Below are 25,574 nucleotides of genomic sequence, written 5' to 3'. Positions count from 1 at the left end.
CGACTGAGATCTGCTGGTGAGGAGTACCGAAGGGTGTTCCTCACCAGCAGGTACCGCCGGATCGGTCGGGCGGCGCGCCGAGAGTAGAAGTGTACTTCTTAGAAGTATAGTTCTATGCATGAAGCCTGTTTCGAAGCCCGATGCCGTCTTCGACCGAGACCGCGAGTGGGCTGGGCTGGTTCGTTTCGCGGCGTCGCCGAGTCCGGATGTACGGTTGGGCATTGTCAGTGGCCGGCGGCGTCAGGGCAAAACCTTCCTGCTCGACGCGCTCGTTGATGCAGTCGGCGGGTTTTTCTACACGGCGACCGATGCGACAGAGATTGAGGCTTTGGCGGGGTTTGGTGAGGCTGTCGCGGCGTATGCGGGCGGCGGGCGGTACACCTTTCGTGATTGGGACGAGGCGCTCGAGCGCCTGTTCGCCGTTGTCGGTGGCGGGCTTGTTGTCATCGACGAGTTCCCGTATCTGACCAAGGCCAGTCCTTCATTGCCGTCGTTGCTGCAGCGTGCGTTGGATCCTCGCGGTTCTGCCCGCCGAGCGAAATCGCGACTGTTGTTGTGTGGTTCGGCGATGTCGGTGATGGGACGTTTGCTCTCTGGCAGTGCGCCGCTGCGGGGTCGGGCCAGTATGGAGTTGGTTGTCCGCCCTCTGGGCTACCGAGAGGCTGCGCGGTTCTGGGGTATCGATGATCCGCGGTTGGCAGTGCTGGTGCATTCGATCGTTGGAGGCACGCCCGCGTACCGGCGAGAATTTGTCGCCGGCGATGCACCGGATTCATTGGCGGACTTCGATTCGTGGGTGTTGCGGACGGTGCTCAACCCACAGGTTCCACTCTTCCGGGAGGCCCGATATCTGTTGGCGGAGGAGACGGAGATTCGAGATGTTGCGTTGTATCATGCTGTCTTGGGTGCTATTTCGGGTGGTCACACGACGCGTGGGAGCATCGCGAACATGATCGGGCGCGGTTCAACCGATATCGGGCATCCTTTGTCCGTGCTCGAGGATTCCCAGCTGATCACGCGGGAAGCCGATCCGTTCAATCGAGGTAAGTCCGTGTATCGGGTCGCTGAGCCGCTGATCGTGTTCTACGAAGCCGTGATGCGCCGGGAGTGGACACGGCTGGAACGCGGGAACCAGGAAGCGGCATGGCGCAATTCGCAGGCAACATTCCTGTCTCAGGTGGTCGGTCCGCACTTCGAAGGGATCTGCCGGGACTGGGCGATGTCTGTCGGCCCCGAGGTGTTCGGCGAACTTCCCGGGCAGGTGGCCGCCGCGACGATCAATGATCCACGGGACAAACGGCAGATCCAGGTCGATGTCGCGGTGCTGGCTCCTGAGCAGCCCGGACAGCCGCGCTGTGTTCTTTCGTTGGGCGAGGTCACGTGGGACCGCACGATGACTGTCGGTCACTTGGACCGGCTTCGCCGCGCGCGGGAGTTGTTGTCGGCCAAGGGATACGACACGAGCCGGGTCGTCCTCGCTTGCTACAGCGGAGCGGGATTCGATGAGAATCTGCGAGCCCTCGGTACCGATCCCGCGCAGCGAACCGGTGGCGCCGATGACATCCTGTTGATCGATCTGAACACGGTCTACAGCGACTTCGAGGGTCTCCCCGAACGGTGGACACCGAGTTAGCGGCATTGCGGATGGAAGCCGCGGCCCGGGTGCTGCTGTTCTGATCGCCCGCCGTTGCCGGGCGGGCGATCGTCGAATGCCCTAGCCGGGGACCACGTGTTCCTCGGCGAAGACTTTGCGGCAGACCGGGGCGCAGAAGGCATAGTCGGTGCCGTCGTGGGTGAGGGTGAACCGGGCCGTCGACAGCTCGACGGTCATGCCGCAGACCGGGTCGACGGCGTAACCCTCGGGAGCTTCGGCGTGGTCGCCGGATTCTCGGTATTCCTGGGTCATTATTTTGGTGATCTCGGTGGTGGTGAGCTTTCGGCCCAAGGCGCCGAGATTGTGTTCACGCAGGCCGACGATCTGGATCACGCAGTGTGGGTCGCGGGTCAGCCGGTCCTGATCGGTCTCCGACTCGGCGATCGCCTTGGTGATCAGGGGGATTACGTGATCGCCGAATTCACTGTTGTTGCTCCATGATCCGGGGACGGTGAGCCGCACCAGGTAGCGCGGTGCGGCGGCCCCGCCGGTCGCCCACACCTCGGGGGTGCGTACCAGCACATGAGTCAGTTCACGGGCTTTCGCCAGAACCGACTGCGGCGAGGCAGGTTCGGTGGTCAGCTTGCGCAGGATGTGTTCGGCGAGTGCGCGTTTGCGGTCGGCGATCAGCGACTCGTCGGAGACGAACAATTCGACGGTCATCACGGGCGTGCCTCTTTCGCGGGGAGTAGGGTGAGCATGACGACGAGCAGGAACGCCACTACAGCGCAGGCGGTGCGCGCGAAGTGGAATGCTTCCCATCGGGCCAGGATCGTGGCGTAGTCGGCCGGGGGGCCGCTGACCGCCCACACCTTGATCTGCTGGTTGATCGGGACGTTGCCGAGCCGGGTGATCACGAACGACGCGACGGCAAGCACGGCCGCGCCACCCGCGAACCAGCGATGCCGAGCGGTGGAGCGCACGGCGAGCACCAGTGTGGAGAGGATGGTCAGGCCCATCAGCGATTGCATGACAAAGCCGTTCACGCTCATCAGGGTGGTGTGGAAGGTGAAGCGGACATCCAGCGGCACCCTGCGGAAGGCGTACAGCACGTTGACCGCCCCGTAGCCGAACGCGCCCGCGAGCAGTCCGCTGAACAGCAACGCGAATGCCCGCGTCAGCAGAGGTCTTTCGATTGTCGTCACGGGCGACGCTCAACGGCCGGTGCGAGCGCGAGCAATTCGTCGACCGACCACTGGTCGTAGACGTGTTTACCGTGTTTCGCGGCGAGCACGCGGCCGTCGGGGGCGATCAGGAAATCGGCGGGCAGCCCGAGACTGCCGCCTTCGGGTTTCGCGGGCGGTGCGGCCTGCTTTCCACGCAGCGTGGCGCGCACGTCGTGGGCGACGCCGCGAAGGATGGCGGGCCAGCCGCGCGGGTCGAGCAGCGCGCGTGGCGATTTCTCGACGCCGAACTCGCGGTAGAGCTTCCGAGTCGGGTCGGCGATGACCGCCAGCGGCAGTTCTGCGGTGTACTTGCGCAATTCCTCCGCACTGGAATGGAATACGACCACTTCACGGATGTTCGCCGCAATGATCTCGTCCTGGCGGGTGACGATCGAACGCAGGTGCAGATTGCATACCGGGCATCCGGCGAACCGGCGGAACTGCAGATGGATCAGGCAATCCGGGTCCGGCACCTGGATCTGCGCGCCGGAGACGGCGACCAGTGTCCGGTCGGAGACGGCAGTCGGGGGCATGGGTACTCCTCTCGTAGGTGTACGTCGTACGCCTACAATCAGTATGCGCGTACCTTGTACGCTGTCAACCCGTGCCCCGTCCTCGCTCGCTGACCACCGCCGATCTGACCTCGGCGGCTCTCGCCGTGCTCGATCGCGACGGTCTTTCCGGGCTCACCATGCGCGCGGTGGCCAAGGAACTCGGCGTGGCCACCATGGCGCTGTACCGGTACGTCCGCGACCGTGACGAACTCGAGGTGCTGATCGTGGACCAGATGTTCGCCTCGATCGACACGACGCGGCCCGTCGGGATCGACTGGAAGGCGGGCGCGACGCTACTGCTCGAACACATCCGCGCCGGGTTTTCGGCCCATCCGGCCGCTGTGCCGCTGGTGCTGCGGCATCGACAGTCCTCGGTCGAATCACTGCGCGTGATGGAGGCCATGCTCGCCGTGCTCACCGAAGGCGGTTTCACCGGACGCGCACGAGTGATCGCCCAGCGTACGCTGATCGCCTTCCTGATCGGCTTTCTCCAGAACATGCACTACGCGCCGCTGTCAGGTCGGGGTACGGTCGCGATGGCGAAATTGTCCCCCGAGGACTATCCGCATCTGGCGCAGACGGCCGACCAAGCCAAGAACATGTCGGTCGACGACGAATTCCGGAATGGCGTTCAGATCGTGCTACGCGGCCTGAAGCTCTGACCGACACTGGCGGAAGGCGCTCTGATCTGCTGGGTCATGTCTCCCAATGGATTTCGGGACGGGGCTTCTGTTTACGTGGTTGTCTCATCGGCAAGGCGTTGCAGGTAGACGGCGAATTGGCGACGGTCGTGCTCGGGCCAGGAGGCGGTGAGCCGCTCGAAGCACTGCCGCTGCCAGTCTTGGGATGCGGTGAGCAGGTGCTGTCCGCTGTCGGTGAGCCGTAGGAGGCATTATGCCTTCCTCGTCGATGACGACACGTTCGACGAGGTGCTGCACCGGTTGTCGAAGTGGCCGGCCGTGGACCACGGCTCGGGTCCGGAGAACGGCTGGGACCGGGAGATCAATCTCCTCGCCGGAGGGCGGGGAGATTACGTTCGAGATCCCAATGGCCACAGCTACGAACTGTTCACAGCCGTCCCCTGAACCTCGGCTCGCCGTCCGGCCGATGCCGGGCCGGCGGCCTGCTCTGATGGAAGCATGTTGTCCCGGAATGTCAGCGCTGGTGTGCGAGCGAGTATTACGTCGAAGCTGCGCTGCTGTTGTGTCCCGTAGTGAGCGTGCTCGCGGGCGACCGCAGCTGCGAGATCGGCGATCTCGGCCGAGTCGACGGGGAGGTCGAGGAGCGTGTCGGGGTGGACGTCGCGGTGGAGGCACCAGCGAATCAGGCTGCCGAATCCGACGATGGACGTGACAAATTCGCGTTGTTCGGTGTGGCGCCACGCGACCGACAGCTCGTGCAGCATTCCTGGCTCGGGATGTGGTGGGGCGAGCATGCGGTGTGCTCTGGATAGGAGTCGTTCTGTGTAGGTAACCGGGTCGGGAGTCGGCAACAGCTCGGCCGTGAACCGGAACGGCAAGGCGTCGATGCTGTCGAAGAACGCGGTGAGTAGGGAGATCGACCCGCCTTCCACGATGATAGAGCGGTTTTCTCGGGAGAGGGCGGCCAAGGTGCGACGTAGGGCGTGGTGGGCGTCGATGGTCGGAAAGTCGCCTTGATCGATGGTTCGCTCATCGAGGAAGTGCCGTCGCGGCTGACCATCGAGATCGATCGCACCGCGCGCGCTGGTGGTGGCGAGGTCGGCGAAGCATTGGATCCGATCGGCGACGACGATCGGTGCCCGCGAGGTGTGCGCCTGACTGGCGGCACGTGCGCTCTTACCGACCCCGGTAGCGCCGATGATGAGGTGGACATGTGTTCCGGGCGCAGCTGTTCTGAAAGACACGGCTAAGCCTCGTTCACAACGATGCCGTAGTGGTCGTGGGTATCTTCAACGGGAAATGCGCAGCCATGCCACAATCCATCACATCGTTTTTCCGAATCTGTGCGTAGCCGCTCGCGTCGAGTAATTCGAGCTCGAAGCGTGCGGCGTCCTGCAGATACTACAGAGGTATGTCCAGTCTTCGGCTGTTTCGTCGAGCGAATCACAGTGAGCACGGAAACAATCCGGTCGGTCACCACATGGCGGTGCGCACAATCCGGTTGCAGTGCTTGGGGATAGACGCACCGACTTTCGAACGGGCCGGGGATTATGGCCGACCGACGCGCTCGGCCAGGTAGTCCTCCCAGGGCAGCTTGCCGACATCGGCGCCGTCGAGCACCAGGTTCCCGCCCGCGCGGTAGACCCGGCCCGCCTTGCCAGGTACCCGGACCGTCAGCAGCGCGCGGCGCTTGCCGAGCGCCTTCAGGTAGTCCCGGACCAGCTCGCGCATGCCGATCACGGTCGGCCCGACCAGGTCTGGCACCCGTCCGGCGGGCGCGCCGAGCACCAATTCCACCAGCCGGGCCGCCACCTCTCGTGCGTCGACCGGCTGGACGCGCACGCCGCCCAGGATCGGCAGCACCGGCGACTTCAGCATCGCGTCCACCAGATTCGGCACGAAGTCGTGGAACTGCGCTGCGCGCAACGTGGTCCACGGGACGCCCGATTCGGTGACCACCTGCTCGGCGGCGAACTTCGCTCGGAAGTAGGTCAGCGGAAGCAGTTCGGCGGCGGTCACCGAGATGTACACGACGTGCCCGACTCCTGCGGCGGCCGCGGCGCGCATCAGGTTTTCGGTGACCACCTCGTCGCTCTTGGCGTCGCCCGCCAGGTGCGAGATGGTGTCGACGCCCGCAACGGCGGCATCGATTCCCTTGTCGTGCAGCAGATCTCCAGCTACGAACTCGACACCGTCGACCGGTTCGCGGGCGCTGCGGCTGAGCACGCGGACGTCGGCACCGGTGTTCCGCAGCAGGGGAACGACCTGGCGGCCAAGGGTGCCGGTGCCGCCGGTGACCAGAATCTTCGTGGCCATCACTGTCTCCGATCTCGGCTCCGATGGGTGGTTCCCATCGCCTCACTAGGGCGACGACGCAGGGGCGCGGACTGTGACAGGGGTGGCGTGGATCACTCACTTCGGTCCTGACCGCGGTAGCGACGGACCTTGCCGAGGTTGCCGCACCGGTCCATCGAGCACCAGCGTCGACGGTCCGGACGTGAGGCGTCGACGAACAGCAGGCAGCAGTCGTCGGCGGCGCAGAAGCGGATACGGGACCCTTGGACCGCTCAGGGATTGGATCATGCCGAAGCAGCAGCGCTGCGTCTCTTCCCGACGATGGAATCGGTCGATCTGGCCGAAAACCGTGCAGGCGGAGCTGCATCGTGAGTGCACCGTGCGAGTGTCGGAATCACCCGAGGACTTGACCATCGTCGGGAGTTGAGACACGCGGGCGGTGGTCTGGCGACTTGGTTCGGTAGCGGCCCGGGGTCGTTCCGAGGATGTTGGTGAACGCTGCGATGAAGCTGCTGGGGTTGGCCCATCCGCAGGCGTAGGCGGTCTGGGTGGTGTCGCGGCCATCGGCGAGAAGGACGAGCGCGTGGTAGATGCGTAGCTGCGTGCGCCACTCATAGAAGGTCATGCCGAGTTCGTTGCGGAACAGTCGGCTGAGTGTGCGGGTGCTGGCTCCGATTCTTTTCCCGAGTTCGGCCAGTGAGGTGCTGTCTGCGGGGTTCTCGTACAGCATCCGAGCAATCGCTTGCAGTCGGTCGTCTTGTGGTTCGGGCAGTTGCAGTGGCTGTTCGTGTGCTTCGTGGAGTTCGTCGACGAGGACTCGAAGGAGGCGAGAGCGAGCGGAGCGGCTGTAGTCAGGTGCGGTGTCGTCGTAGTTACGGGGGCCGGTCAGGGCGAGGAGGACCTCGCGGGCGAGGTCGGAAGCCAGAAACACCGCGGGATGGTCCGGTACCAGCCGAGCGAGGGACGGAGGGAGAAAGACGATGCGCATGTCGGTGTCGCCGTGGGCTCGGTGGTAGTGCGTGAATCCAGAGGGAGTCCACGCGATGCGGTCGGCGGGAGCGATTGAAGTTCCGCGCCCGGTGTGAACTGCCAGGACGCCGCTCGCGGCGTACACCAAGTGTCCTCGTGCGTGCGACTGCAGTGGACTTGTTTCCCCGGATGGCCAGAGGTGTCGCCCGCCGGACGCCCACATGTGTGATGTAGCACCGGTCTGGCGAGATTGGCGGCGAACAGGCATCAGGTGGCATCCTACCGGTTGCCAGCCACATCCGGGCCAGGTGACATTGATTCGAGCGGAGTGGTCTTCGATTCACGCAGAGCTGGAAACCTCGGTTCGAAAGGAAGCAAGCGCATGGCGACGTTCGTTCTCGTGCCCGGCGGTTGGCACGGCGCCTGGTCGTTCGAGGCGGTGGTTCCGCTTCTGGAGTGCGCCGGTCACACCGTTCATGCCCTGACCTTGACCGGTCTGCGGCCAGACGACGACAACGCGACAGTTGCGACCGCCAACCTCGACACCCACGCTGACGATGTGTTGCAGCTCCTCGATCGCGCTCATATCACCAGCGCGACGCTGGTCGGCCACAGCTACGGCGGGATGGTGATCGCGGCTGCCGCCGATAGTGCCCGCGGCCGGGTCTCACGACTGGTTCATCTCGATGCCTACGTCCCGCGCGACGGCGAGTCGTGCTGGTCTTCAACGACCGAGCGCTATCGACAGAGGTTCGCCACCGGTGCTGCGGCCAACGGCTACGCCGTCAACCCGCCCGATCACCTCGATCCCCGTACCCGTCCCCATCCCCTTGCGTCGTTCCTACAAGCGATCCGACTCACTGGCGCCCTGTCCCAGGTCCCTCGGCGCGAGTTCATCTACTGCTCCGGATGGGACGGCACACCTTTCGCTGAGCTGCGCACCCGACTTGAACCTGATCCCGAGTGGCACGTCCACGACCTCCCCACCGGCCACGATGCAATGCATGAGGCGCCGGATGCGGTCGCTGCACTGCTGCTCGGCGAATGAATCGCGGACGCATCGACGCCCGGACGGCAGGCCTGCCCTGAGGGCCACGCCTGCCCAGAGTGCCGAACTCCACTCAGGCATGGCGGCGTCGCCGGGGCCTATGCGCATGCCGACGCGCTCGATTCAGCAGCCCGAGCGGTAGCCGATAACGGCTGGAAAGCCGGTAGACAGCGGTTGTTCACCTCATAACCCAGAGGTCGCAGGTGTCGACTGATCTTCTGGCGCAGAAACGACATCCGCCCGACACGAGACGGTCGGACGGACGGATGTGCTGTGTGACCTCGATCAGCTGCTGCCGAACACGCCACCCGGTATGAGATTGTGGAACAGACGCCACAATGGATCATTGCCGCGACCGCGGTCGTGATCCCCCCACCAATCTTTGCCGGGGCCGTTGCCCTGGAAGCCAGGACGGTCGTCCCAACGGTCATGCCTGATTTCGGTGCCGACCGCGACGGACGTCGCCGGATCGGCCGAGGCCGGAATCGTCGATATTGTCAGGGACACAGCAGCAATTGCGCCAGCGACAGCTGCGCGGGCCAATGTCCGACGCGAAGTAGTGCATGTGGTTGCCATGAACACGGCAGCTCCTTTCTAGCGACAGCGAACGTGTTCGCCATCCCCGATCTGCCTGAAGGAGACCGGGGCAGGTTGGAGATCGACAGTGCCGACGTACGGGAGTCCTGTCCCCAACCCATTATCGGCCGCAGGTCCCACGCTAGTCCGATGACAACGCTGACGACAGTCGCAAATCGGTATCCCCACAGCTCCATCGGGAACGGCATCCGATCTGCCCCTGATCGTCGACCGTGCCCACGCCTGGCAGTGTGGGGACCAGTTGGGGACGCCCGGAGAAGCGATCAGAGCGCGTTGGCACAGGTCGGTTCATTTACTCGGGAACGGGGAGTTGATCGTGGTGAAGTATTGGGCGAGGGCGGCGATGGCGACGGGTGCCGTAACGAAGAGTTGACCAGCGAGGGTGCCGAGTGCGCCTACGGCCATGACACCACCAAGGCAGCCGACGGCAGCGGCCGGGATGAACGGCCCGAACATGCCGACGATGGTCGCGGCGGCGATGGTGGCGCCTGCGATGCCGCCGAGTACGCAGCCGACGATGCCGCCACCGATGCCGCCGACAGTCGTCCCGATCGCTGCCCCCGATGCGATGGTGTCTTTGAGCCGAGTGAATGCCGCGACTTCACGGTCGTACGGCGACTTCCACTGAGCCTGATCTTCGAAGGGGAGGGCAACCGGACGGTACTCGGCATGCTCGACGTCGAATTGCGGTGCGAGGGTGGCGGTCCGGCCTTTGATATCGGCGGCGATGGGGAAGACGAAATCATCGACTCGGAATTCCAGCGGGGTGCCGGCGAGTACGGTGCCGTTGGCTGCTTTGACTTCGAATATTCCGTTCTCGACGTCCATGGAGCCCGAATCGATCTGAATGACAGCGCTCTCTTCGGATGTGGTGGCGGTGTAGCCGACCATGCCATTCTCGGTCTGCGGAGCAGCACTGACATTTCCGGCCGTGATGCCGGTAACCGCGATGGCAAGCGTCGACACCGTGGCGATTTTGCGCAGGAACATGTTCTCGGAACCTTAACCAGTTGACTTCGGGTGGCGGGATTACGTGACGATCGAGCTAAGGGAGAGCGCGTGAACCGACGGTCGCGGATCTCTCCTGATGCCTCGGTTTCTATCGATGCTGTTGTTCGACCTTACGGACAGCGGTTTTCTGGTCGGCATCGAATTCGGCGCCGACGAGCAGCCAGCGCAGGCCTCCGAGTGTGTGGCGAAGAATGGAATCCATGGTGAAACCTCCTGCGGGAGTTGTTGTATCGAAATCTGGTCACCACCATCGCAGGGTGTGGCTGAAGGCAGCCTGAAGATAGCTGAAATCCGTTTAAGGAACGGTCTGGGTTCGTGGTCTGATACCGCGGCCGACCCGCCGTGCAGGTGCGAACTCCGGCTAGTCGACCGCCGCGGTGAGGCGGGTGGTGAGTGCGCGGATGTGTGCGATGAGTTCGGGCGGCTCATGGACGCGGAACGGAAAGCCGAAGGTGGCTACGTAGATGGCGAGTTCGTCGAGTGAGTTGGTTCCGGTTCGGAGCACGCAGTGTTCGGCGTCCACCGCCTCGATGACCCCGACGGTAGGGGTGATGGGCTCGGCGGCCACCTCGGCGGGGACGCCGAGGGTGATGCGGGCGGTGTGGCGGTACGGCGCATTCGTGACGGCGAGGGAGAGGTAGCCGGTCAGGTCGGCGTCGGGTGACTCGCGTGTGGTGAAGCCTCGTCGTCGTCCAGCAGCAGCGGAGGTAGCTCGGCCCCGGCGCCGAGCCGGTAGCCGGCCACGCCGGGCGTGGCGTCCAGCGGGTAGCCCAAGGTTCGCAGCTTGTCGATGTCCCTGCGCACGGTGCGCACATCCACCTTGAGCCGTTCGGCCAGTTCAGCGCCTGTCCATTCGCGCGGTGTCTGGAGCAGAGACAGCAGGCGCAACAGTCTGGCCGAGGTTTCCGACATGAAGAAGGTCTGCCAGCGTCCCGACGGCGGCACTGGTTTTCGCCCATGACATCGGCATCCGTCGCTACGCCGAGACCGAGAACACCATTACTCGATGGAATGACGTAGACCGAGGTGGACATTTCGCGGCCCTGGAAGAACCTGTGCTGCTCACCGCGGACATCCGGGAGTTCTTCCGTGACCTGCGGTGCGAACCGGAGTTGATCACCCTGTGAATTCGCCTGCCGATGTGGGGATTTCCCGACTTCTCCGGTCCACGTATCGGGGACAGACTCGGGTGACTCGACTCAACAAACGGGCACCGGTCCTCCGGTCCCAGATGCAGGCAGAAACTGTGACTCTTCACGACTCCGGCGCGGGCAGCGCCGCCACAGATCACCTGTGGATGCACTTCACCCGGCATTCCACTCAGGACACTTCGCCCGCGTCCGTCATTGTGCGCGGTGACGGGCCGTACATCTACGATGCGGCAGGCCGCCGCTACCTCGACGGACTTTCCGGCCTGTTCGTGGTGCAGGTCGGCCATGGGCGACAAGAACTTGCCCAGGCCGCCGCCAAACAAGCCGGTGAACTGGCCTACTTCCCGCTCTGGTCCTATGCCCACCCGCCTGCGATCGAATTGGCCGCACGGTTGGCCGACCTCGCTCCCGGCGATCTCAACCGAGTCTTCTTCACCACGGGCGGTTCCGAAGCGGTCGAGACAGCGTGGAAGCTCGCCCGCGCCTACTTCCGTCGCACCGGCCGTCCGCTCAAGCACAAGGCGATCTCTCGGGTCATGTCCTACCACGGCACTTCCATGGGTGCCCTGTCGATCACCGGAATGCCCTCTGTTCGAAACGATTTCGAGCCGCTCGTGCCGTCGGTCATCCGCGTGCCCAATACGAATTACTACCGGCGGCACGATCGGTCGTCGAATCTGTTCGAATTCGGCCAGTGGGCCGCCGATCAGATCGCCGAAGCGATCGAACAGGAGGGGCCCGACACGGTCGCGGCCGTCTTCATCGAACCTGTACAAAACGCGGGCGGCTGCATACCGCCGCCCCCGGGTTATCTTCTGCGCGTTCGAGAAATCTGCGACCGTTACGACGTACTGCTCGTCGCTGACGAAGTGATCTGCGGATTCGGCAGGCTCGGCGAGTATTTCGGCTCGCAGCGCTACGACTTCCAACCCGACATCATCACCTGCGCGAAAGGCTTGACCTCCGGCTATGCCCAGCTCGGGGCGATGATCGCCGACGAACGCCTGGCCGAACCGTTCCTGGCCGATCGGGACTGGTTCGCCCACGGCTTCACCTACGGTGGGCATCCCGTCGCGACCGCGGTCGCCCTCGCCAACCTCGACATCATCGAGGGCGAACAGCTCAACGATTACGTCCGCGCCAACACCCCCGTCTTCCGCTCCTACCTCGAGCGTCTTTATGACCTTCCTCTCGTCGGAGATATCCGTGGTGACGGATTCTTCTTCGGTATCGAGTTGGTCAAGGACAAAGCGACTCGCGCAACGTTCACCACCGAGGAAAAGGAGGTACTGCTGCGGGATTATGTGTCGAAGGCGCTTTTCGAAGCCGGCCTGTATTGCCGAGCCGACGATCGCGGCGACCCGATCATCCAGTTGGCCCCGCCGCTGATCTGCGACGAAACACATTTCGCCGAGATAGAGCAAATACTGCGCGCCGTCCTGAGTGATGCTTGGCGGCGGCTGTGACCGGAGTGCACGAAGAATTGACCGCAGTCGGAGCGTTCACCGGGCGGCACGCGATCGCGGAATTCGAGGGCATCGATCCCGCGCTGCTGGACGACGAGGAGCTGCTGCGCGACATCCTCGGGGCGAGGTGACGGAGCCGATCCAGGTCCGGCTTTACGCGCTCACACTGTTCGATGTGCGGCAGCTGTGCGCCGCCCGCTGGAACCTCGGCGCGCTGTACCTGTTGCCGGAACTGCGCACCGAGCGGTTCGCCGAGTTCCGGCTTCGTCGCGACGAATTGCGCGGGCACTACGAGACATTGGCCGCCGAGGTGCTCGCCGAAGCAGGAGCGGCGGGCACACCCGGTGCGGAGGTGTTGCCGTTTCGCCTGGTGGAGACCGTGATCAGCATCCGCTCCGATGAGGGCGCTGCGCCCGCCTACGCGGAGCAGACCATCCCGGGGGCGGTGTTGCGCACGCTCGGCTGGCTCGGCGATCTCGACGCGATCAGGGCCGAGGCGACCGTGCTACTCGATCGGCTGGCGCTGCCCGCCGATTGACGGTATCGGAATCCGGCGCACCCTCCCACGCGATTCCACCGCAGCGCCGCCGGACGATCAGTGGGTCGGCGGTGCGATCTGCCAGTGTTCCCGCAGCGCGCCCGCGATCTGCGGCAGCACCGTCACCGGAATCCGCTTGCGGCGCAGGACCGCCCGGATCTCGGTGACCTGGTCGCGCTTGCGCAGGTCGTAGGCGCCCGTGACCGGGCGGATCACCGGCGGTATGGACAGCAGGACCAACTCGCCATGGGGTTCGTCGCCGCCGGACAGGTCCAGCGCCAGCGACCAGCGGGACCGTTCGTCGAGGGTGAACCGTCCGGCCACCACCCGATCCCACGCGATGCTGGACACCGTCCACGGCGTGCGCCGGTAGATGGCGTGGTCGGTGAGCACGACGGCGTCCCTGGTGAACAACGCCGATAACGCGGCGACGCCCGCGACGGCACCGGCCAGCAGGCCGGTGAACACCCGGTTGGTGCCGAACGCGGCCACAAACGCGCCGCAGATCGTCACGGTCACCAGGATACCGAGCACGCTGTAGAGCGCCGCGCGCTGCGTCGGGACGACACCCGCCCGCACCGTTGTCATTTCACCTACTTGCCTCGGGTGCATTGCCGGCATTACGGTACCGGCTGCTCGCGCGCCGACGCACACCTCACGAATTCCCAACCGTGGCCGATGGACGCGTGCGTCGAATCGGCCAGGGTCTCAGGCCGTCAGCGCGACCGCTGCCTCGGCGGTGTACACCAGGAAGGTCAGGCTCTGCTGGAAGTACAACTGGACGGTCTCGGCGTCGTGCGACAGATAGCCGATGGAGAGGTCTTGGCCGATGCGTAGATCGAAGTCGCCGCCGCGGGTGGTGAGCACGACCGCGCCGCTGATGGCGGGCGCCCAGATGATCTCGCCCTCCGGGATCAGGCGTTCGACGTGGGTGCGAATCATGTGCCCGTGGTCGGAGGTCTCGCTGACCTCGGTGTACAGGTCGGCGCTCAGCAGCACCGAGTACGGTCCGTCGACACCGGCCAGCCGCAGGGCGCTCAGCGCCTGCGCGACCGCCTCCGGTACCAGCCGGGTGTCGCTGGGCAGCGTGATCGGCTGGTTGGACGAACTCGCCCGGACACCGCTGATGGTCGCGGCCGGATAGCCCTCGAAGATCGCGCGATCCTCGGCGAACGCGATCTTCTTCGCGGCGTCCTTCACCGGGTCCAGATCGGTGTCCCTGGCGCCGCGCTCGACGTTGTCGAGTTCCGCACGGGAGAGCGTGAACGGCACCCGCAGTTCCACCAGAGGCGCGACCACGCGCCTACGGGCCAGCACACCTTCGTCGGGCGCCGCGATCGGCGTGCTGTGGCCGGTACCGACAGCGGAGTAGTCGGTGCCGTGCGGGCCGGACAGGTCGACGACGCGGCGGCCCGCGATGTGCCGCTTGAAGGTGCGCGTCGCCTCCTCCTCGATGGCCGCCCATGCCTCGGATGTGATCGGCGCCAGTTCGCGATGGAGGTTGTTCATGACCGAGTGCTCCTTTTCAACGTCCCGATACCGAGGGCGCCGTCGCCGGAAACCGTGGCGACGCCGGACAGATCTGCCCCATCGACGCCGATGGATTCCCCGGATTTCTCCGTTTCCCACGGTGCGGGCGGAAGATCGTCGAGGAAATCGATGGTCGGGGTGAAGAACGAGGTGCCGGTGGCGGCGATGGAGAAGTCGAGGATCCGGTCGTAGGCGGCGTCTTCGGTGCCGAGGAACATGCGGGTGAGCATGCGTTCGGTGACGCTCGGGGTGGCCGCGTAGGCGATGTAGTAGGTGCCGAACTCGCCGTCGCGCACACTGCCGAAGGGCATGTTGCCGCGCACGATCTGGCGCTCGGTGCCGTCCGGATCGACGAGCGTATTCACCGCGACGTGCGAGTCGGCGGGTTTGTCCTCATCGGAGAGCTCGAAGTCGTCCAGCTTGGTCCGGCCGATCACGCGCTCCTGCTCCTCGACCGACAGCGCGCGCCAGTCCGCGAGCGGGTGCGTGTACTTCTGCACGATGACGTAGCTGCTGCCCGCGAACTCCGGGTCCTCGTCGCCGACCAGCGCGGCGGAGACGGCCGCGCGGCCCTCCGGGTTCTCGGTGCCGTCGACGAAGCCGAGCAGGTCGCGCTGCTCGAAGTAGCGGAAGCCCACTGTCTCGTCGACGATTGTCGCCGCGCCGGCGAGCCGGTCGCCGATCGCCATGGCCAGCTCGAAGCAGGCGTCCTGTGCCTCGCCTTTGATGTGGAACAGCAGGTCGCCCGGTGTTGCGGGCGCGGTGTGGTGCTTGCCTACGAAGCCGGGGAACTCGTGCAGCTGAGCGGGTTTCGCCCCCGCGAAGAGCCGGTCCCATGCGGCGGAGCCGATGGAGGTGATGCACGCGAGCCCGGCGCCCGCCAGCCGGAATCCCACCGAGCGGCGCAGGCCGGTGATGTCGGCGAGCAGATCGCGCACCGCCGCTTCGCCGCCTCCGTCGATGGTCGCGACAAGGAAGATCGCGGCCGGTGTGAGCGGTTCGAGGATCGGCTGCGGCGCACCCATGATCGACACACTAATCCCCGGCCCGTCCGACCGGCGGGCAGGGACGCGCGGCGTAGCTGCTACTTCGCCACCGTCAGCAGGAAGGCGACGTCGTCGACGGCCTTCACGCTGTGGCGTGCCTTGGGCACCACGAGCAGGTCGCCCGCCGAGCCCTTCCATTCGTCGGTGCCGCTGATCAGGGTCAGCGTGCCGCTGAGTACCAGCAGGGTGGCGTCGCCGGCGTTGTCGTGCTCGGCCAGGCTCTGCCCGGCCGACAGGCCGACCACCGTTTGCCGCAGGGAATGCGTGTGACCGCCATAGATGGTTTGTGAACTACGTCCGCTCGTAGCGGTGGCAGCCAACTTCAGTTGTTGGCGCGCGACCGCAGTCAGCGATTTCTTGTCCATGGACCGCCTTTCGCAGATCACCGGCCGATACCGGGCTGGTGGCAACGGCTCGAGGCGGGCGGTCGGACGGAGGTCCGGCCACCACATATCGAGGAGTATGCCCGAGACCACCGCCGCGCGGGTCGTGTTTGACCGCCTGGGCCGCTGTCCGGCGTGTTCCGCCATGGTCGCCGCCGCCCGCGATGTGGCTGTCCGATCAGCCGGATCACCCGCGGATGTAGTGGCGGATGCGGAAGCGGAGGCCGGTCTTCGACGTGCGCCAGGGTTCCGGTTCATCCGATTCCCACTCCGGTCCGATCGGCGGCGCGTAGGCGTCGCCCTCGACGGTGGTGTCGATCTCGGTGACGCGCAGATCGGTCGCGAAGTGCATGGCGGCGCGGTAGATCTCGCCGCCACCGGCGACCCACACGGTGTCGGGGGCACACCGCGTGAGCGCCTCTGGCACCGACGCGGCGCGCTCGGCGCCCTCGGCGGCCCAGTCGGACTGCCTGGTAACCACGATGTTGCGGCGACCGGTCAGCGGCCGGAATCTCGGCGGAAGCGAATCCCAGGTCCGCCGGCCCATCACCACGGGGTGCCCCCAGGTGACGTCCTTGAAGTTCGCCATGTCCTCGGGCACCCGCCAGGGGATGGCGTTCCGGAAGCCGATCACCCCGTCACGGGTCTGCGCCCAGATCAGTCCGATCGTGCGGGTCACACTGCCACCGGGGCCTTGATGGCCGGATGATGCTGGTAGCCGACCACTTCCACGTCCTCGTAGCGGTAGTCGAACAGCGTCGGGGCGGGCCGCAGTCGCAGCGTCGGGAACGGGTAGGGGTCGCGGCCGAGCTGCTCGGTGACCTGCTCGACGTGGTTGTCATAGATGTGGCAGTCGCCGCCGGTCCAGATGAAGTCGCCGGGTTCCAGCTCGGTCTGCTGGGCGACCATGTGGGTGAGCAGCGCGTAGCTGGCGATATTGAACGGGACGCCGAGGAAGAGGTCGGCGCTGCGCTGGTAGAGCTGGCAGGACAGCTTGCCGTCGGCCACATGGAACTGGAAGAACGCGTGGCAGGGAGCAAGCGCCATCTTGTCCAGCTCGGCCACGTTCCACGCGGAGACGAGAATGCGCCGGGAGTCCGGGTTGGTGCGCAGAGTGTGCAGCACCTGGGCGATCTGATCGATATGGGTGCCGTCCGGCGTCGGCCACGATCGCCACTGCACGCCGTAGACCGGGCCGAGCTCGCCGTGCGTGTCGGCCCATTCGTCCCAGATGGTGACGCCGTGCCGGTGCAGCCAGTCGACGTTGGAGTCGCCGCGCAGGAACCACAGCAACTCGTAGACGATCGACTTCAGGTGGACTTTCTTCGTGGTGATCAGCGGGAACCCCGCGGCGAGGTCATAGCGCAGCTGGTGGCCGAAGATGCTCCGGGTTCCGGTCCCCGTGCGGTCCGCCTTCTTGGTGCCGGAGGTCAGCACCAGCCGGAGCAGGTCCTCGTACTGGCTGTCGGGGGCGGAAGCCGGGTGAAGCGAGTCAGGGGCCACGCCTGGCAACTCTAGTCTTCGGCCGACCTGGCAAGCTCGCCCGCATGCGCAAGCTCTACGTGATCGGCATCGGCGCCGGTGATCCCGACCACGTCACCATGCAGGCCGTCAAGGCGATGCGGCAGGTCGAGGCATTCTTCGTCATCGGCAAGGGCGAGGCCAAGCAGGAGCTGATCGATGTGCGGACCGCGATCCTGGACGAGCACATGGACCGTCCGTACCGGATCGTGCCGATCGCCGACCCGCCGCGCGATCGCACACCCATCGACTACCAGGGCGTCGTCGAGGATTGGCACGACCGGAGGTCCGCGCTGCTGGAGACGGCTTTCGCCGAGGTCGATGGCGTCGGAGGCATCCTGGTGTGGGGTGATCCCGCCCTGTACGACAGCACGCTGCGGATGGTCGAGCGGGTGCTCGCGCGCGGCGCGGTGACCTTCGACTATGCGGTGATACCCGGAATCACCAGCGCGCAGGCGCTTGCCGCGCGTCATCGCATGGTGCTCCACGGTATCGGTGAACCGGTGCACATCACCACCGGGCGTCGGCTGCGCGAGGACGGGCTCGGCGCCGAGGGCGCGCTGGTGATGTTGGACGGCGACTGTTCGTTCACCGCGATACCTGGCGGCGACGTGCACATCTGGTGGGGCGCCTACCTCGGCATGCCCGACGAGACGCTGATCGAGGGCTCGCTGTCCGAGGTGCGGGACGAGATCGTCCGCCGCCGCACCGAACTGCGCGACCGCAAGGGCTGGATCATGGACATCTATCTGCTGCGCCGCCGCGGGTAGACGCCTGCCTCTCGGCTGTGGTCGAGAACCGGCAGGTTGTCGGTAAGCCTGGGTAATCTGGGACGCGTGCCCGAGCTACCGGAAGTGGAGGCGTTGGCGCAGTTCCTGCGGGAACACGCGGTCGGCGCCGTGGTGGGGCGTGTCGATGTGGCCGCGCTGAGCGCGGTCAAGACGTTCGAGCCTCCCGTGACGGCGCTCTCCGGCCGGGATGTCACCGGGGCGGGCCGGTGGGGCAAGTTTCTCGGCATGGAATGCGATGGGTTGTGGCTCGTCACGCACCTGTCGCGCGGCGGGTGGCTGCGCTGGATCGACGAGCCCAGCCAGACGCCGCCGAAGCCAGGTGGCAAGAGCCCGCTCGCTCTTCGGGTGCACTTCTTCACACCGGAGGGCGCGACGCCGGCCTTCGACCTGACCGAGGCGGGCACGAAGAAGCGCTTGGCGGCGTATGTCGTCGAGGATCCCAAGGTGGTGCCCGGTATAGCCCGGCTCGGCCCCGACGCGCTCGAGGTGACCGAGGCGCAGTTCGCCGAGATCCTGCGCGGCACCTCGCAGCGGATCAAGACCGCGATCGTCGACCAGTCGTTACTGGCGGGAATCGGCAACGCCTACTCCGACGAGGTCTTGCACACCGCGCGGATCTCACCGTTCGCGAACACGAAGACGCTGGGCGCCGACAAGGTCGCCGAGCTCTACTCGGCCATGCGTGACGTGCTCACCGACGCGGTGCGGCGGTCGGTCGGCCAGGACGCCGCCCGGCTCAAGGGCGAGAAGCGTTCCGGTATGCGGGTCCACGCCCGCACCGGGCAGCCGTGTCCGGTCTGTGGCGGCAACGTCCGCGAGGTCTCGTACGCCGAACGGTCTTTCCAGTACTGCCCGACCTGCCAGACCGGCGGCAAGGTGCTCGCCGACCGGCGGATGTCGCGGCTGCTGAAGTAGCGGACCGTGTTCGTCAGATCAGGGTTGGTACCCGAACACCGTGCCAGGCAAGACGTTTGGCCTTGTCGGGGTCGTGTTCCAGCCGAGAGGGATAATCGATGACCAGGGTGGATCTGCGGGCCTCGGTATAGGCGGGCCAAGAGGGCAGCGGTGCGCCGGTGCGGGCGAACGTCAGCCAGTTGTCCTGGAACTGGTCGGTGACAGTGAGCAGTCCGCGCCGACCCCCCGCGGCGGTGAGGGCGCGGCCGAAGGGAGTGGCGCCGCCGCCGAAGACCGGGATGAGCTCGGTCGCGTGGGTGGCGCCGAGCCCGGCGAGATGTAGTGCACGCGGGGCGAAGTCGTAGCGGTAGGCGTAGGTTGGGGCGTGTCGGCTATGGCCCTCCATGACGGTCACCGAGGGACGCCAGAAGGTGAAGTCGCCGCCGGCTCGCACCGCCGCCTTCGGCCGGGGATAGCCGGAATACGCTGCCGCGATACGGGATTCGACGTCGTCGCCGGAGCGGGCGAGCGCGGCGCGCAGCCGATCCGGCGTGGTCGGGAGCTCGTCGATGAACCTCGCGAACAGGGTGCCCTCGTCCCGGTTCGTCCCGATGATCAGCGGCACACGGTGGGCCGTGCCCTCGGCGATCGCGTCGATCGGCGCGCGTGGAAGGAAGTCGCCGTCCACGACCGGACAGACGGGGAACAGGCCTGGCTGTTCCTGCAGCAGCCGGTTGAGGGTGCGGTCGACCGCGCGGCGGATGTCGTTTGCGCTCGCGGTGCGCAGCGCCGTGGTCGCGGTGTCCGGTGTAACGCCGAGCGCATCGACGCAGCGTCGGGCGAAGGCGCGGGCTTCGGCGACGGTCATCGCCCAGTCTGCCGGCGGGCTCTGCGAGATGGCCTGATGGAACAGACCTTTCGCCGCGGGTGTGGCCAGGAGGCTGAGCACGGCGTGCGCACCCGCCGACTCACCGAAGATCGTCACGTTGTCCGGGTCGCCGCCGAAGGCCGCGATGTTGGTGCGCACCCACTCCAGCGCGGCGACCTGGTCGCGCAGTCCGAGATTGGTGTCGAACGGGTGTTCCGGCGTGCCGAATTCGCCGAAGTCGATGTAGCCGAACGCGCCGAGCCGGTAGTTCAGCGACACCACGACCACGTCGCCGCGCACCGCCAGCCGCGCCCCGGAGTACAGCGCAAGCGCGGAGGTGCCGGTGAGGTAGCCGCCGCCGTGGATGAAGACCAGCACCGGGCGCGGGGTCGCGGCGGGGGTCGCGGGCGCGGTGACATTGAGTGTCAGCGCGTCCTCGCTGGTCGGCTGGTAGGTCCGCGGTCCGGTCCGCGATCCGGATCGGTGCTGCATCGCGGCTGAGGTGAACTCGGTGGCTTGGCGAATACCGGACCACGGCTCGACCGGCTGGGGCGCGCGAAACCGCAGGCCCCCAATCGGAGGAGCCGCGTAGGGAATGGAGCGCCAGCGCGATACGCGGCGGCCACGGCGACCACGGACTACTCCGTCGGCGGTCGAGATGTCGGTCATCGACCGATGGTAGCTACCCGCGCCGCGCTTCCAAAAGGTGCAACCAGAACTCGCTCACGGCGGGGAAGGCCGGCACCGCGTGCCAGAGCGTCGCCAGCGGCACCCGGCCCACCACCGCAATGGTCGCCGCGTGCAGCTGCTCGCCCACGTCGGGGCCGACGAAGGTGGCACCGAGCAAGGTGTCGGTGGCGCTGTCGAGCACCAGCTTCGCGTGGCCAGCATAGTCGTCGCGCGCCAGGGACGATCCGGCCACCGCGATGTCGAGGTCCACCGTCGCCACCGCATGGCCCGCGTCCCTGGCCGCGGCCTCGGTCAGACCGATAGAGGCGACCTCGGGTGCCGTGAACACCACCTGTGGCACTCGGCCGTGGTCGGAACTCGCGACGAACCTCGCGTCCTCCAGCGGTTTGCCCTCGGCCCGCGCACCGATCACGTCGCCGCACACCCTGGCCTGGTATTTGCCCATATGTGTGAGTGCCGCGCGATGGTTCACGTCGCCGATCGCATACAGCCAGTCGCCCTCGACGCCGCGCACGGTGAGATGGTCGTCCACCGCGACGTAACCGTCGGGCAGGCCGACTGCGGCAAGGCCCAGCCGCTCGGTCGCGGGTGCACGTCCGGCCGCCACCACGATCTCGTCCACGTCGATCTCCGACTCGCCCTCCTGGCCACGCAACCGGACCGTGGCAGGACCGCCGTGGATCCACCCCTCTCCGGTGTCCTCGGCCGCAGGGCGCTCGACGGCGCTCGGCTCGGTCCCGAACCGCACCCGCACGCCCGCCTCGGTCAGCGCCGCCGCCACCCGTTCGCCCGCGAACGGCTCGGCCGCGGCCAGCAGGGCAGAGCCGCGCACGAGCAGCGTGACCTCGGCTCCGAGCGCGGCCAGCCAGGTCGCTGCCTCGGAGGCCACCACGCCGCCGCCGACGACGGCGACCCGGCGCGGGACCTCGTGCAGGTTGGTGACGTCGCGGGAGATCCACGGCAGCGCGGCGCGCAGGCCGGGCACGTCGGGGACATTGGCGGTGGTGCCGGTGGCCAGCACCACGGCATGCCTGGCGCGCAGCTGCCGCCCGTCGACCTCGACGAGGCGCTCCCCGGTCAGGCGGCCGGTGCCGCGCACCACCTCGATGCGGTTGTGCTTCGCCCAGTCGACCTGGGCGGAATCGTCATGGTCGTGGACGAACGCGTCGCGTCTGCGCAGCACGGCCGTGACATCGAGTCCGGCGGCGGAGACGCCAGGCATCGACCGTGCGCTCGCCAGCACGTGGCCCGGCCGCAGGAGCGCCTTGCTCGGAATGCAGGCCCAGTAGGAACATTCGCCGCCGACGAGTTGGCGTTCGACGATGGCCGCCGTGCGGTCGCTTCCCGCGATGGCGTACGTGGCGGCGTTCTCACCCGCGGGCCCGCCACCGATCACGATGACGTCGTATTCGATGGGTGTGCTCGACATGGCGGCCGCTACTGCAGGTAGCCCTCGACCTGCGAGACGGAATTGGCTTGCACGCCGTCCGCGGACTCGCCCAGGTCGACCCGGGCCCTGCGATGCCGCAGCAGGTCCCATGCCTGATCCAGCAGCACCTCGAGCTCGGCTAGACGCTGCCGTTCGGTCTTCGGATCCAGCTGACCGCGAGTGGCCTGCGAGCGCAGCTGGTGTTCCTGGTCGACCAGTTCCTTGATGCGCGCCAAGATGTCCTGTTCGCTCATGCGGACCATGCTACGGGCCGAGCGAGGCACTCGGCGGCGATCGGGACGGCGGCAACCAGGTCCGACCAGGACAGTGCGGTGTAGCCGAGCGCGACGCCGAAGTGGTCGCGGTGTGGCCCCAGGTGATGCCTGGCCAAGCCGTCGAGCGCGACGCCGCGCGCCTGTCCCGCCGCGACGGCGCGCTCCTCGGTCTCCGCTGAATCCACCGGGACGACGACGTGGGAACCGGCGTCGTCGCCGACGACGCCGAGCCCGCGGCGGCGCAGCTCGGTCACGATGAGTGCGCGGCGCGGCGGCAGCGCGCGGCGCAATCTGCGCAGGTGCCTGGCCAGATCGCCATGCGCGGCGAAGGCAGCGAGCACGCGCTGGCCCGCGGGGCTCGGGCCGGTGCCGGTGCGCTCCCGGTAGTCGAGCACCGCCGCCGCGATCTCCGGTGCGGCCAGCAGCCACCCGACGCCGAGGCTCGGGGACAGGATCTTGCTCGTCGTGCCGAGGTGGACGGCGACATCCGGAGCCATGGCGGCGAGCAGCGGCAGCGGCGCGGTGTCATAGCGCAATTCGCCGTCGTAGTCGTCTTCGATGACGAAGATCCCGGATCGTCTGGCGTGCTCGACCAGATCGACCCGGCGAGCCGCCGGCATCCGCGCGCCGAGCGGAAACTGGTGTGCCGGTGTGCAATACACGGCCTCAGCCTCCGCGGGCAGCAGGTCGACCCGTAGGCCGTGCGCATCCACCGGAACCGGGAGGACGCGAACTCCTGCCGCGGCGAACGCTCCCGCCGCTCGCTGGTAGCCGGGGTCCTCCATGGCGACGGCAGCACCGGGACGCAGCAGGGCGGCGGCCAATTCGCCGACGGCGGAACTGGTTCCGGCGGTGGCGAGCAGCACCGTGTCGCTGCCCGCGCCGAGACCGCGGTGGCGCAGCAGGTGTGCGGTGACCGCCGTGCGGAATTCCGGTTCGCCCGCGCGGTCCTTGCGCACCAGCGGGGAATGGTCGGCGGCGGCGCGCCAGGCACGGCGCCACGCGGCCGGATCGATGGTCTCGGTGCACGGGGCGCCGGGGCCGAGGTCGAACAGATGCCGCTCGGCGTCCGTCCCGCCGGGTTCGGCGGCGCGCACGGGCACGGCGGCCGGTGCGGTGGTCAGGTAGGTACCGGAGCCGAGTTTGCCGCTGATCCAGCCCTCCGCGTGCAGCTGGTCGTAGGCGGCAGCCACTACGGTGCGGCTCACGCCGAGCCGACCGGCCAGCGCGCGGGACGACGGCAGCCGGTCGCCACTGTGCAGCAGGCCGGTGGTCGCCGCATGCCGCAGCCCGGCGGCGACCTGCACGGACAGTGGTTCCGGCCGATCGCGATCCAGGTCGAGGGGCAGTTCGTCCAGCACCGTGCACCTCCGCAAAGTGGACTCTTACAATTTCGCTGAATTGGCACTTCAATAATGCCACTTGTGAACCCATGCTGGGCATATGACTGAACCAGCCGGCTCCCGGACTCCGCTCTCTCCGACACCGCGCAGCACACCGACCCGGTTGACCGATCGCGCACGGACCGAGCGGGCCGACCTGGACGCCGTGCTCGACGCCGGGCTGATCTGCCACCTCGGTGTGCTGCTCGGTGGCACGCCGGTGGTGCTGCCGACCGCCTACGGACGCGACGGCGACACGCTCTACCTGCACGGTTCGACCGGCGCAGGGAACCTGCGCGCGGCGGTCGCGAACGACATCTCGGTGGCGGTGACCCTGGTCGACGGCGTCATCTACGCGCGGTCGGCCATGCACTTCTCGATGAACTACCGCTCCGCGGTGGTGCTCGGCCGCGCCGTCGAAGTGACCGATCCCGCCGAGCGGCTGCACGGGCTGCGGAGGGTTGTCGAACACGCCGCGCCGGGCGCCTGGTCGCGGGTCCGGCCACCGAACAAGAAAGAACTCGCCGCGACGATGGTTCTCGCCCTAGATCTCACCGAGGCGTCGGTGAAGATCCGCACTGGCGGCCCCAAGGACGACGCGGCCGATATCGAGGTGGGCGGGGTCTGGGCCGGTGTGCTTCCGGTGCGCCGAGTGTGGGACGCGCCGATCGACTCCGACGATCTCGCGCCCGGCGTCGCCGTCCCGGATGACGTCCGCCAGCGCGCCGCACCTGGCTTGGTCCCGGTGCACTGACCGGCGGGCTCGGGCGTGGTGAGCAAGCTTCGGCTCGTCAGCGACCAACGACTGCTGCGTGGCGCACAGATATGGAGCCGGGCGGAAGATTCAGGGGAGGATCGAGTTCTCTTCGCATTTCATCATCGTGACGCACCGTGCGGACGTACTCTTTCCGCCACGCCGCCCCCATGGCACGCTGCCGCAGGGCGCCCGAGAACCCTGTTCGGGGTCGCTTCAGAACCCGAATGAGGTCCCGTAGCCCGTCGTTTGGACGGTGCTGCTGGTGCTGTCGGCGCGGACGGTGACGAACGGCATGGCCGAGGCCGGTGAAAGGCATCCATTGATACTCAGCGGCGTATTGGTGTGCGCGAAGGTGTATGGGAATGTCGCGGTTTCGTCCAGCAGCGCTGTGCCGATCACCGCCGCGGTCACCGAGCCCGGGGCCAGATTCACCGCGAGCTCACCGGTGAGGCCCGCTTCGACACCGACGCTGGGTGACACGGCGACGGCGGCACCGAGGCTGATGCTGGGCGGAGCGTCTATCGCCAGATTGAGGTTGAAGCTGGTGCCGAAGGTGGGCGAGATCGAGGCGCCGACGGCGACGCTCGGGGCGATACCTATCGAGATACCGTTGGCGACGTCCACGGCGCAGCCGATCAGGTACCCGGCGACGATCTGCCCGAAGCGTACTGGTGAAGCTCCTTCGAGGGCGACCGAGAAGTCTCCGGACACCTTCACCGCATGCACGAATGGGATGCCGAGTGCGATATCACCTGCGGGGACGACATTATTGGAATCCACCGACGCGATCAGGTGCAGTCCACCAGATTTGACCTCACCCGGCGCCGCTCCGGCTGCGGTATCGGCGACGGCGCCGGTGGCGGCCACCACCACCGCGGTGATCGCGGCCAAAGTACGCGAATGCCTGCGGTTCATCAT

Annotated in this window: 29 protein-coding genes and 1 pseudogene; 9 read left to right on the top strand and 21 right to left on the bottom strand. The window is 66.9% G+C overall.

All coding sequences use genetic code 11. The features are described from left to right. Positions 1 to 16: 16 nt before the first annotated feature. The gene (locus OHB12_RS20935) at positions 17 to 1,633 is read left to right on the top strand and encodes an AAA family ATPase (protein ID WP_327110280.1); all 1,617 of its coding nucleotides are present in this window, start codon (positions 17 to 19) and stop codon (positions 1,631 to 1,633) included. An 81-nt stretch (positions 1,634 to 1,714) separates the two neighbouring features. Here OHB12_RS20935 and OHB12_RS20930 read toward each other — a convergent pair whose 3' ends face one another. Genes OHB12_RS20930 through OHB12_RS20920 form a run of 3 tightly spaced genes read right to left on the bottom strand, consistent with a single transcriptional unit; the run spans position 1,715 to position 3,353 of the window. Further along, positions 1,715 to 2,317 carry an ATPase gene (locus OHB12_RS20930; protein WP_327110279.1) on the bottom strand — a complete coding sequence of 201 codons (603 nt, stop codon included), beginning with the start codon at positions 2,315 to 2,317 and terminating at the stop codon, positions 1,715 to 1,717. After that, entirely contained in the window at positions 2,317 to 2,799 is a 483-nt protein-coding gene (locus OHB12_RS20925; protein WP_327110278.1) for a DUF1772 domain-containing protein, read from the bottom strand. The genes OHB12_RS20930 and OHB12_RS20925 overlap by 1 nt, the downstream gene beginning before the upstream one ends. Beyond that, the gene (locus tag OHB12_RS20920) at positions 2,796 to 3,353 is read right to left on the bottom strand and encodes a peroxiredoxin-like family protein (protein ID WP_327110277.1); all 558 of its coding nucleotides are present in this window, start codon (positions 3,351 to 3,353) and stop codon (positions 2,796 to 2,798) included. The genes OHB12_RS20925 and OHB12_RS20920 overlap by 4 nt, the downstream gene beginning before the upstream one ends. Positions 3,354 to 3,424: 71 nt before the next feature. Between OHB12_RS20920 and OHB12_RS20915 the strand changes: the two genes are divergently transcribed. Then, positions 3,425 to 4,036 carry a TetR/AcrR family transcriptional regulator gene (locus tag OHB12_RS20915; protein WP_327110276.1) on the top strand — a complete coding sequence of 204 codons (612 nt, stop codon included), beginning with the start codon at positions 3,425 to 3,427 and terminating at the stop codon, positions 4,034 to 4,036. Positions 4,037 to 4,431: 395 nt separating this feature from the next. Here the strand turns inward: OHB12_RS20915 and OHB12_RS20910 are convergent, their stop codons facing one another. The 4 genes from OHB12_RS20910 to OHB12_RS20895 all read right to left on the bottom strand — a co-directional run bounded on the left by OHB12_RS20910 (position 4,432) and on the right by OHB12_RS20895 (position 7,241). Next, positions 4,432 to 5,259: an isopentenyl transferase family protein gene (locus OHB12_RS20910; protein WP_327110275.1), complete on the bottom strand. Its 828-nt coding sequence runs from the start codon at positions 5,257 to 5,259 to the stop codon at positions 4,432 to 4,434. A 304-nt stretch (positions 5,260 to 5,563) separates the two neighbouring features. Continuing rightward, complete coding sequence (locus OHB12_RS20905; RefSeq protein ID WP_327110274.1) at positions 5,564 to 6,331, bottom strand: SDR family oxidoreductase; 768 nt, start codon at positions 6,329 to 6,331, stop codon at positions 5,564 to 5,566. Positions 6,332 to 6,423: 92 nt separating this feature from the next. Then, positions 6,424 to 6,564: a CGNR zinc finger domain-containing protein gene (locus tag OHB12_RS20900; protein ID WP_327121301.1), complete on the bottom strand. Its 141-nt coding sequence runs from the start codon at positions 6,562 to 6,564 to the stop codon at positions 6,424 to 6,426. Between the two features lie 140 nt (positions 6,565 to 6,704). Then, positions 6,705 to 7,241: a helix-turn-helix transcriptional regulator gene (locus tag OHB12_RS20895; protein WP_327110273.1), complete on the bottom strand. Its 537-nt coding sequence runs from the start codon at positions 7,239 to 7,241 to the stop codon at positions 6,705 to 6,707. Between the two features lie 420 nt (positions 7,242 to 7,661). On the opposite strand from OHB12_RS20895, the gene OHB12_RS20890 reads away from it, so the two are divergent. Continuing rightward, on the top strand, positions 7,662 to 8,327 hold the full coding sequence (locus OHB12_RS20890) for an alpha/beta fold hydrolase (RefSeq protein ID WP_327110272.1): 666 nt from the start codon (positions 7,662 to 7,664) through the stop codon (positions 8,325 to 8,327). Positions 8,328 to 9,212: 885 nt separating this feature from the next. On the opposite strand, the gene OHB12_RS20885 is transcribed toward OHB12_RS20890, so the two are convergent. From OHB12_RS20885 to OHB12_RS20875, 3 genes and pseudogenes are all read right to left on the bottom strand, one after another. Next, complete coding sequence (locus tag OHB12_RS20885; protein WP_327110271.1) at positions 9,213 to 9,914, bottom strand: hypothetical protein; 702 nt, start codon at positions 9,912 to 9,914, stop codon at positions 9,213 to 9,215. 382 nt (positions 9,915 to 10,296) lie between these two features. After that, positions 10,297 to 10,503 (bottom strand): hypothetical protein, encoded by a 207-nt coding sequence (locus OHB12_RS20880; RefSeq protein WP_442799826.1) that lies wholly within the window; start codon positions 10,501 to 10,503, stop codon positions 10,297 to 10,299. Between the two features lie 110 nt (positions 10,504 to 10,613). Continuing rightward, positions 10,614 to 10,847, bottom strand: a pseudogene (locus OHB12_RS20875) (helix-turn-helix transcriptional regulator); the annotation flags it as partial. 319 nt (positions 10,848 to 11,166) lie between these two features. Here OHB12_RS20875 and OHB12_RS20870 point away from each other — a divergent pair. The 3 genes from OHB12_RS20870 to OHB12_RS20860 are packed head-to-tail and all read left to right on the top strand — an operon-like array spanning position 11,167 to position 13,090. Next, positions 11,167 to 12,552 (top strand): aspartate aminotransferase family protein, encoded by a 1,386-nt coding sequence (locus OHB12_RS20870; protein WP_442799825.1) that lies wholly within the window; start codon positions 11,167 to 11,169, stop codon positions 12,550 to 12,552. Beyond that, positions 12,549 to 12,683: a hypothetical protein gene (locus OHB12_RS20865; RefSeq protein ID WP_327110269.1), complete on the top strand. Its 135-nt coding sequence runs from the start codon at positions 12,549 to 12,551 to the stop codon at positions 12,681 to 12,683. Before OHB12_RS20870 ends, OHB12_RS20865 begins: the two co-directional genes overlap by 4 nt. Next, positions 12,680 to 13,090 (top strand): hypothetical protein, encoded by a 411-nt coding sequence (locus tag OHB12_RS20860; RefSeq protein ID WP_442799824.1) that lies wholly within the window; start codon positions 12,680 to 12,682, stop codon positions 13,088 to 13,090. Before OHB12_RS20865 ends, OHB12_RS20860 begins: the two co-directional genes overlap by 4 nt. Positions 13,091 to 13,147: 57 nt before the next feature. On the opposite strand, the gene OHB12_RS20855 is transcribed toward OHB12_RS20860, so the two are convergent. The 6 genes from OHB12_RS20855 to OHB12_RS20830 form a co-directional block, all read right to left on the bottom strand. Continuing rightward, the gene (locus OHB12_RS20855) at positions 13,148 to 13,678 is read right to left on the bottom strand and encodes a hypothetical protein (RefSeq protein ID WP_327110268.1); all 531 of its coding nucleotides are present in this window, start codon (positions 13,676 to 13,678) and stop codon (positions 13,148 to 13,150) included. Between the two features lie 120 nt (positions 13,679 to 13,798). Further along, positions 13,799 to 14,599 carry a family 1 encapsulin nanocompartment shell protein gene (locus OHB12_RS20850; RefSeq protein WP_327110267.1) on the bottom strand — a complete coding sequence of 267 codons (801 nt, stop codon included), beginning with the start codon at positions 14,597 to 14,599 and terminating at the stop codon, positions 13,799 to 13,801. Continuing rightward, positions 14,596 to 15,645 (bottom strand): Dyp-type peroxidase, encoded by a 1,050-nt coding sequence (locus OHB12_RS20845; protein ID WP_327110266.1) that lies wholly within the window; start codon positions 15,643 to 15,645, stop codon positions 14,596 to 14,598. Before OHB12_RS20845 ends, OHB12_RS20850 begins: the two co-directional genes overlap by 4 nt. Positions 15,646 to 15,704: 59 nt before the next feature. Continuing rightward, positions 15,705 to 16,031: a cupin domain-containing protein gene (locus OHB12_RS20840; RefSeq protein WP_327110265.1), complete on the bottom strand. Its 327-nt coding sequence runs from the start codon at positions 16,029 to 16,031 to the stop codon at positions 15,705 to 15,707. Between the two features lie 205 nt (positions 16,032 to 16,236). After that, on the bottom strand, positions 16,237 to 16,728 hold the full coding sequence (locus OHB12_RS20835; protein WP_327110264.1) for a dihydrofolate reductase: 492 nt from the start codon (positions 16,726 to 16,728) through the stop codon (positions 16,237 to 16,239). Continuing rightward, the gene (locus OHB12_RS20830) at positions 16,725 to 17,552 is read right to left on the bottom strand and encodes a thymidylate synthase (protein WP_327110263.1); all 828 of its coding nucleotides are present in this window, start codon (positions 17,550 to 17,552) and stop codon (positions 16,725 to 16,727) included. The genes OHB12_RS20835 and OHB12_RS20830 overlap by 4 nt, the downstream gene beginning before the upstream one ends. 44 nt (positions 17,553 to 17,596) lie before the next feature. On the opposite strand from OHB12_RS20830, the gene cobF reads away from it, so the two are divergent. Further along, on the top strand, positions 17,597 to 18,340 hold the full coding sequence (gene cobF / locus OHB12_RS20825; RefSeq protein WP_327110262.1) for a precorrin-6A synthase (deacetylating): 744 nt from the start codon (positions 17,597 to 17,599) through the stop codon (positions 18,338 to 18,340). Positions 18,341 to 18,406: 66 nt separating this feature from the next. Then, positions 18,407 to 19,276, top strand: a complete 870-nt coding sequence (locus tag OHB12_RS20820) for an Fpg/Nei family DNA glycosylase (protein WP_327110261.1) — start codon at positions 18,407 to 18,409, stop codon at positions 19,274 to 19,276. A gap of 13 nt (positions 19,277 to 19,289) precedes the next feature. Here OHB12_RS20820 and OHB12_RS20815 read toward each other — a convergent pair whose 3' ends face one another. From OHB12_RS20815 to pdxR, 4 genes are read right to left on the bottom strand one after another with little or no spacing between them, the layout of a single operon-like run. Further along, complete coding sequence (locus OHB12_RS20815) at positions 19,290 to 20,792, bottom strand: carboxylesterase/lipase family protein (RefSeq protein WP_327110260.1); 1,503 nt, start codon at positions 20,790 to 20,792, stop codon at positions 19,290 to 19,292. A 13-nt stretch (positions 20,793 to 20,805) separates the two neighbouring features. Continuing rightward, positions 20,806 to 22,242 carry a dihydrolipoyl dehydrogenase family protein gene (locus OHB12_RS20810; RefSeq protein WP_327110259.1) on the bottom strand — a complete coding sequence of 479 codons (1,437 nt, stop codon included), beginning with the start codon at positions 22,240 to 22,242 and terminating at the stop codon, positions 20,806 to 20,808. 8 nt (positions 22,243 to 22,250) lie between these two features. Continuing rightward, positions 22,251 to 22,496, bottom strand: a complete 246-nt coding sequence (locus OHB12_RS20805; RefSeq protein WP_327110258.1) for a DUF2630 family protein — start codon at positions 22,494 to 22,496, stop codon at positions 22,251 to 22,253. Then, positions 22,493 to 23,893, bottom strand: coding sequence for a MocR-like pyridoxine biosynthesis transcription factor PdxR (pdxR, locus tag OHB12_RS20800; RefSeq protein WP_327110257.1), 1,401 nt, complete (start codon positions 23,891 to 23,893; stop codon positions 22,493 to 22,495). Before pdxR ends, OHB12_RS20805 begins: the two co-directional genes overlap by 4 nt. A gap of 67 nt (positions 23,894 to 23,960) precedes the next feature. Here pdxR and OHB12_RS20795 point away from each other — a divergent pair, with 67 nt between their 5' ends. Next, positions 23,961 to 24,653: a pyridoxamine 5'-phosphate oxidase family protein gene (locus OHB12_RS20795; RefSeq protein WP_327110256.1), complete on the top strand. Its 693-nt coding sequence runs from the start codon at positions 23,961 to 23,963 to the stop codon at positions 24,651 to 24,653. A 216-nt stretch (positions 24,654 to 24,869) separates the two neighbouring features. Here the strand turns inward: OHB12_RS20795 and OHB12_RS20790 are convergent, their stop codons facing one another. Next, positions 24,870 to 25,574: an MspA family porin gene (locus OHB12_RS20790; protein ID WP_327110255.1), complete on the bottom strand. Its 705-nt coding sequence runs from the start codon at positions 25,572 to 25,574 to the stop codon at positions 24,870 to 24,872.

The sequence above is a fragment of the Nocardia sp. NBC_01730 genome, assembly GCF_035920445.1.
Classification (GTDB): Bacteria; Actinomycetota; Actinomycetes; order Mycobacteriales; family Mycobacteriaceae; genus Nocardia.
This window is presented reverse-complemented; position numbering and strand designations above follow the sequence as displayed.

Excerpts from the sequence above, each read along its gene's own strand:
- OHB12_RS20930 (WP_327110279.1), bottom strand. The coding sequence starts at position 2,317 with ATGACCGTCGAATTGTTCGTCTCCGACGAGTCGCTGATCGCCGACCGC.
- OHB12_RS20920 (WP_327110277.1), bottom strand. The coding sequence starts at position 3,353 with ATGCCCCCGACTGCCGTCTCCGACCGGACACTGGTCGCCGTCTCCGGC.
- OHB12_RS20905 (WP_327110274.1), bottom strand. The coding sequence starts at position 6,331 with ATGGCCACGAAGATTCTGGTCACCGGCGGCACCGGCACCCTTGGCCGC.
- OHB12_RS20890 (WP_327110272.1), top strand. The coding sequence starts at position 7,662 with ATGGCGACGTTCGTTCTCGTGCCCGGCGGTTGGCACGGCGCCTGGTCG.
- OHB12_RS20885 (WP_327110271.1), bottom strand. The coding sequence starts at position 9,914 with ATGTTCCTGCGCAAAATCGCCACGGTGTCGACGCTTGCCATCGCGGTT.
- OHB12_RS20870 (WP_442799825.1), top strand. The coding sequence starts at position 11,167 with ATGCAGGCAGAAACTGTGACTCTTCACGACTCCGGCGCGGGCAGCGCC.
- OHB12_RS20855 (WP_327110268.1), bottom strand. The coding sequence starts at position 13,678 with ATGACAACGGTGCGGGCGGGTGTCGTCCCGACGCAGCGCGCGGCGCTC.
- OHB12_RS20850 (WP_327110267.1), bottom strand. The coding sequence starts at position 14,599 with ATGAACAACCTCCATCGCGAACTGGCGCCGATCACATCCGAGGCATGG.
- OHB12_RS20845 (WP_327110266.1), bottom strand. The coding sequence starts at position 15,645 with ATGGGTGCGCCGCAGCCGATCCTCGAACCGCTCACACCGGCCGCGATC.
- OHB12_RS20840 (WP_327110265.1), bottom strand. The coding sequence starts at position 16,031 with ATGGACAAGAAATCGCTGACTGCGGTCGCGCGCCAACAACTGAAGTTG.
- cobF (WP_327110262.1), top strand. The coding sequence starts at position 17,597 with ATGCGCAAGCTCTACGTGATCGGCATCGGCGCCGGTGATCCCGACCAC.
- OHB12_RS20815 (WP_327110260.1), bottom strand. The coding sequence starts at position 20,792 with ATGACCGACATCTCGACCGCCGACGGAGTAGTCCGTGGTCGCCGTGGC.
- OHB12_RS20810 (WP_327110259.1), bottom strand. The coding sequence starts at position 22,242 with ATGTCGAGCACACCCATCGAATACGACGTCATCGTGATCGGTGGCGGG.
- OHB12_RS20805 (WP_327110258.1), bottom strand. The coding sequence starts at position 22,496 with ATGAGCGAACAGGACATCTTGGCGCGCATCAAGGAACTGGTCGACCAG.
- OHB12_RS20795 (WP_327110256.1), top strand. The coding sequence starts at position 23,961 with ATGACTGAACCAGCCGGCTCCCGGACTCCGCTCTCTCCGACACCGCGC.
- OHB12_RS20790 (WP_327110255.1), bottom strand. The coding sequence starts at position 25,574 with ATGATGAACCGCAGGCATTCGCGTACTTTGGCCGCGATCACCGCGGTG.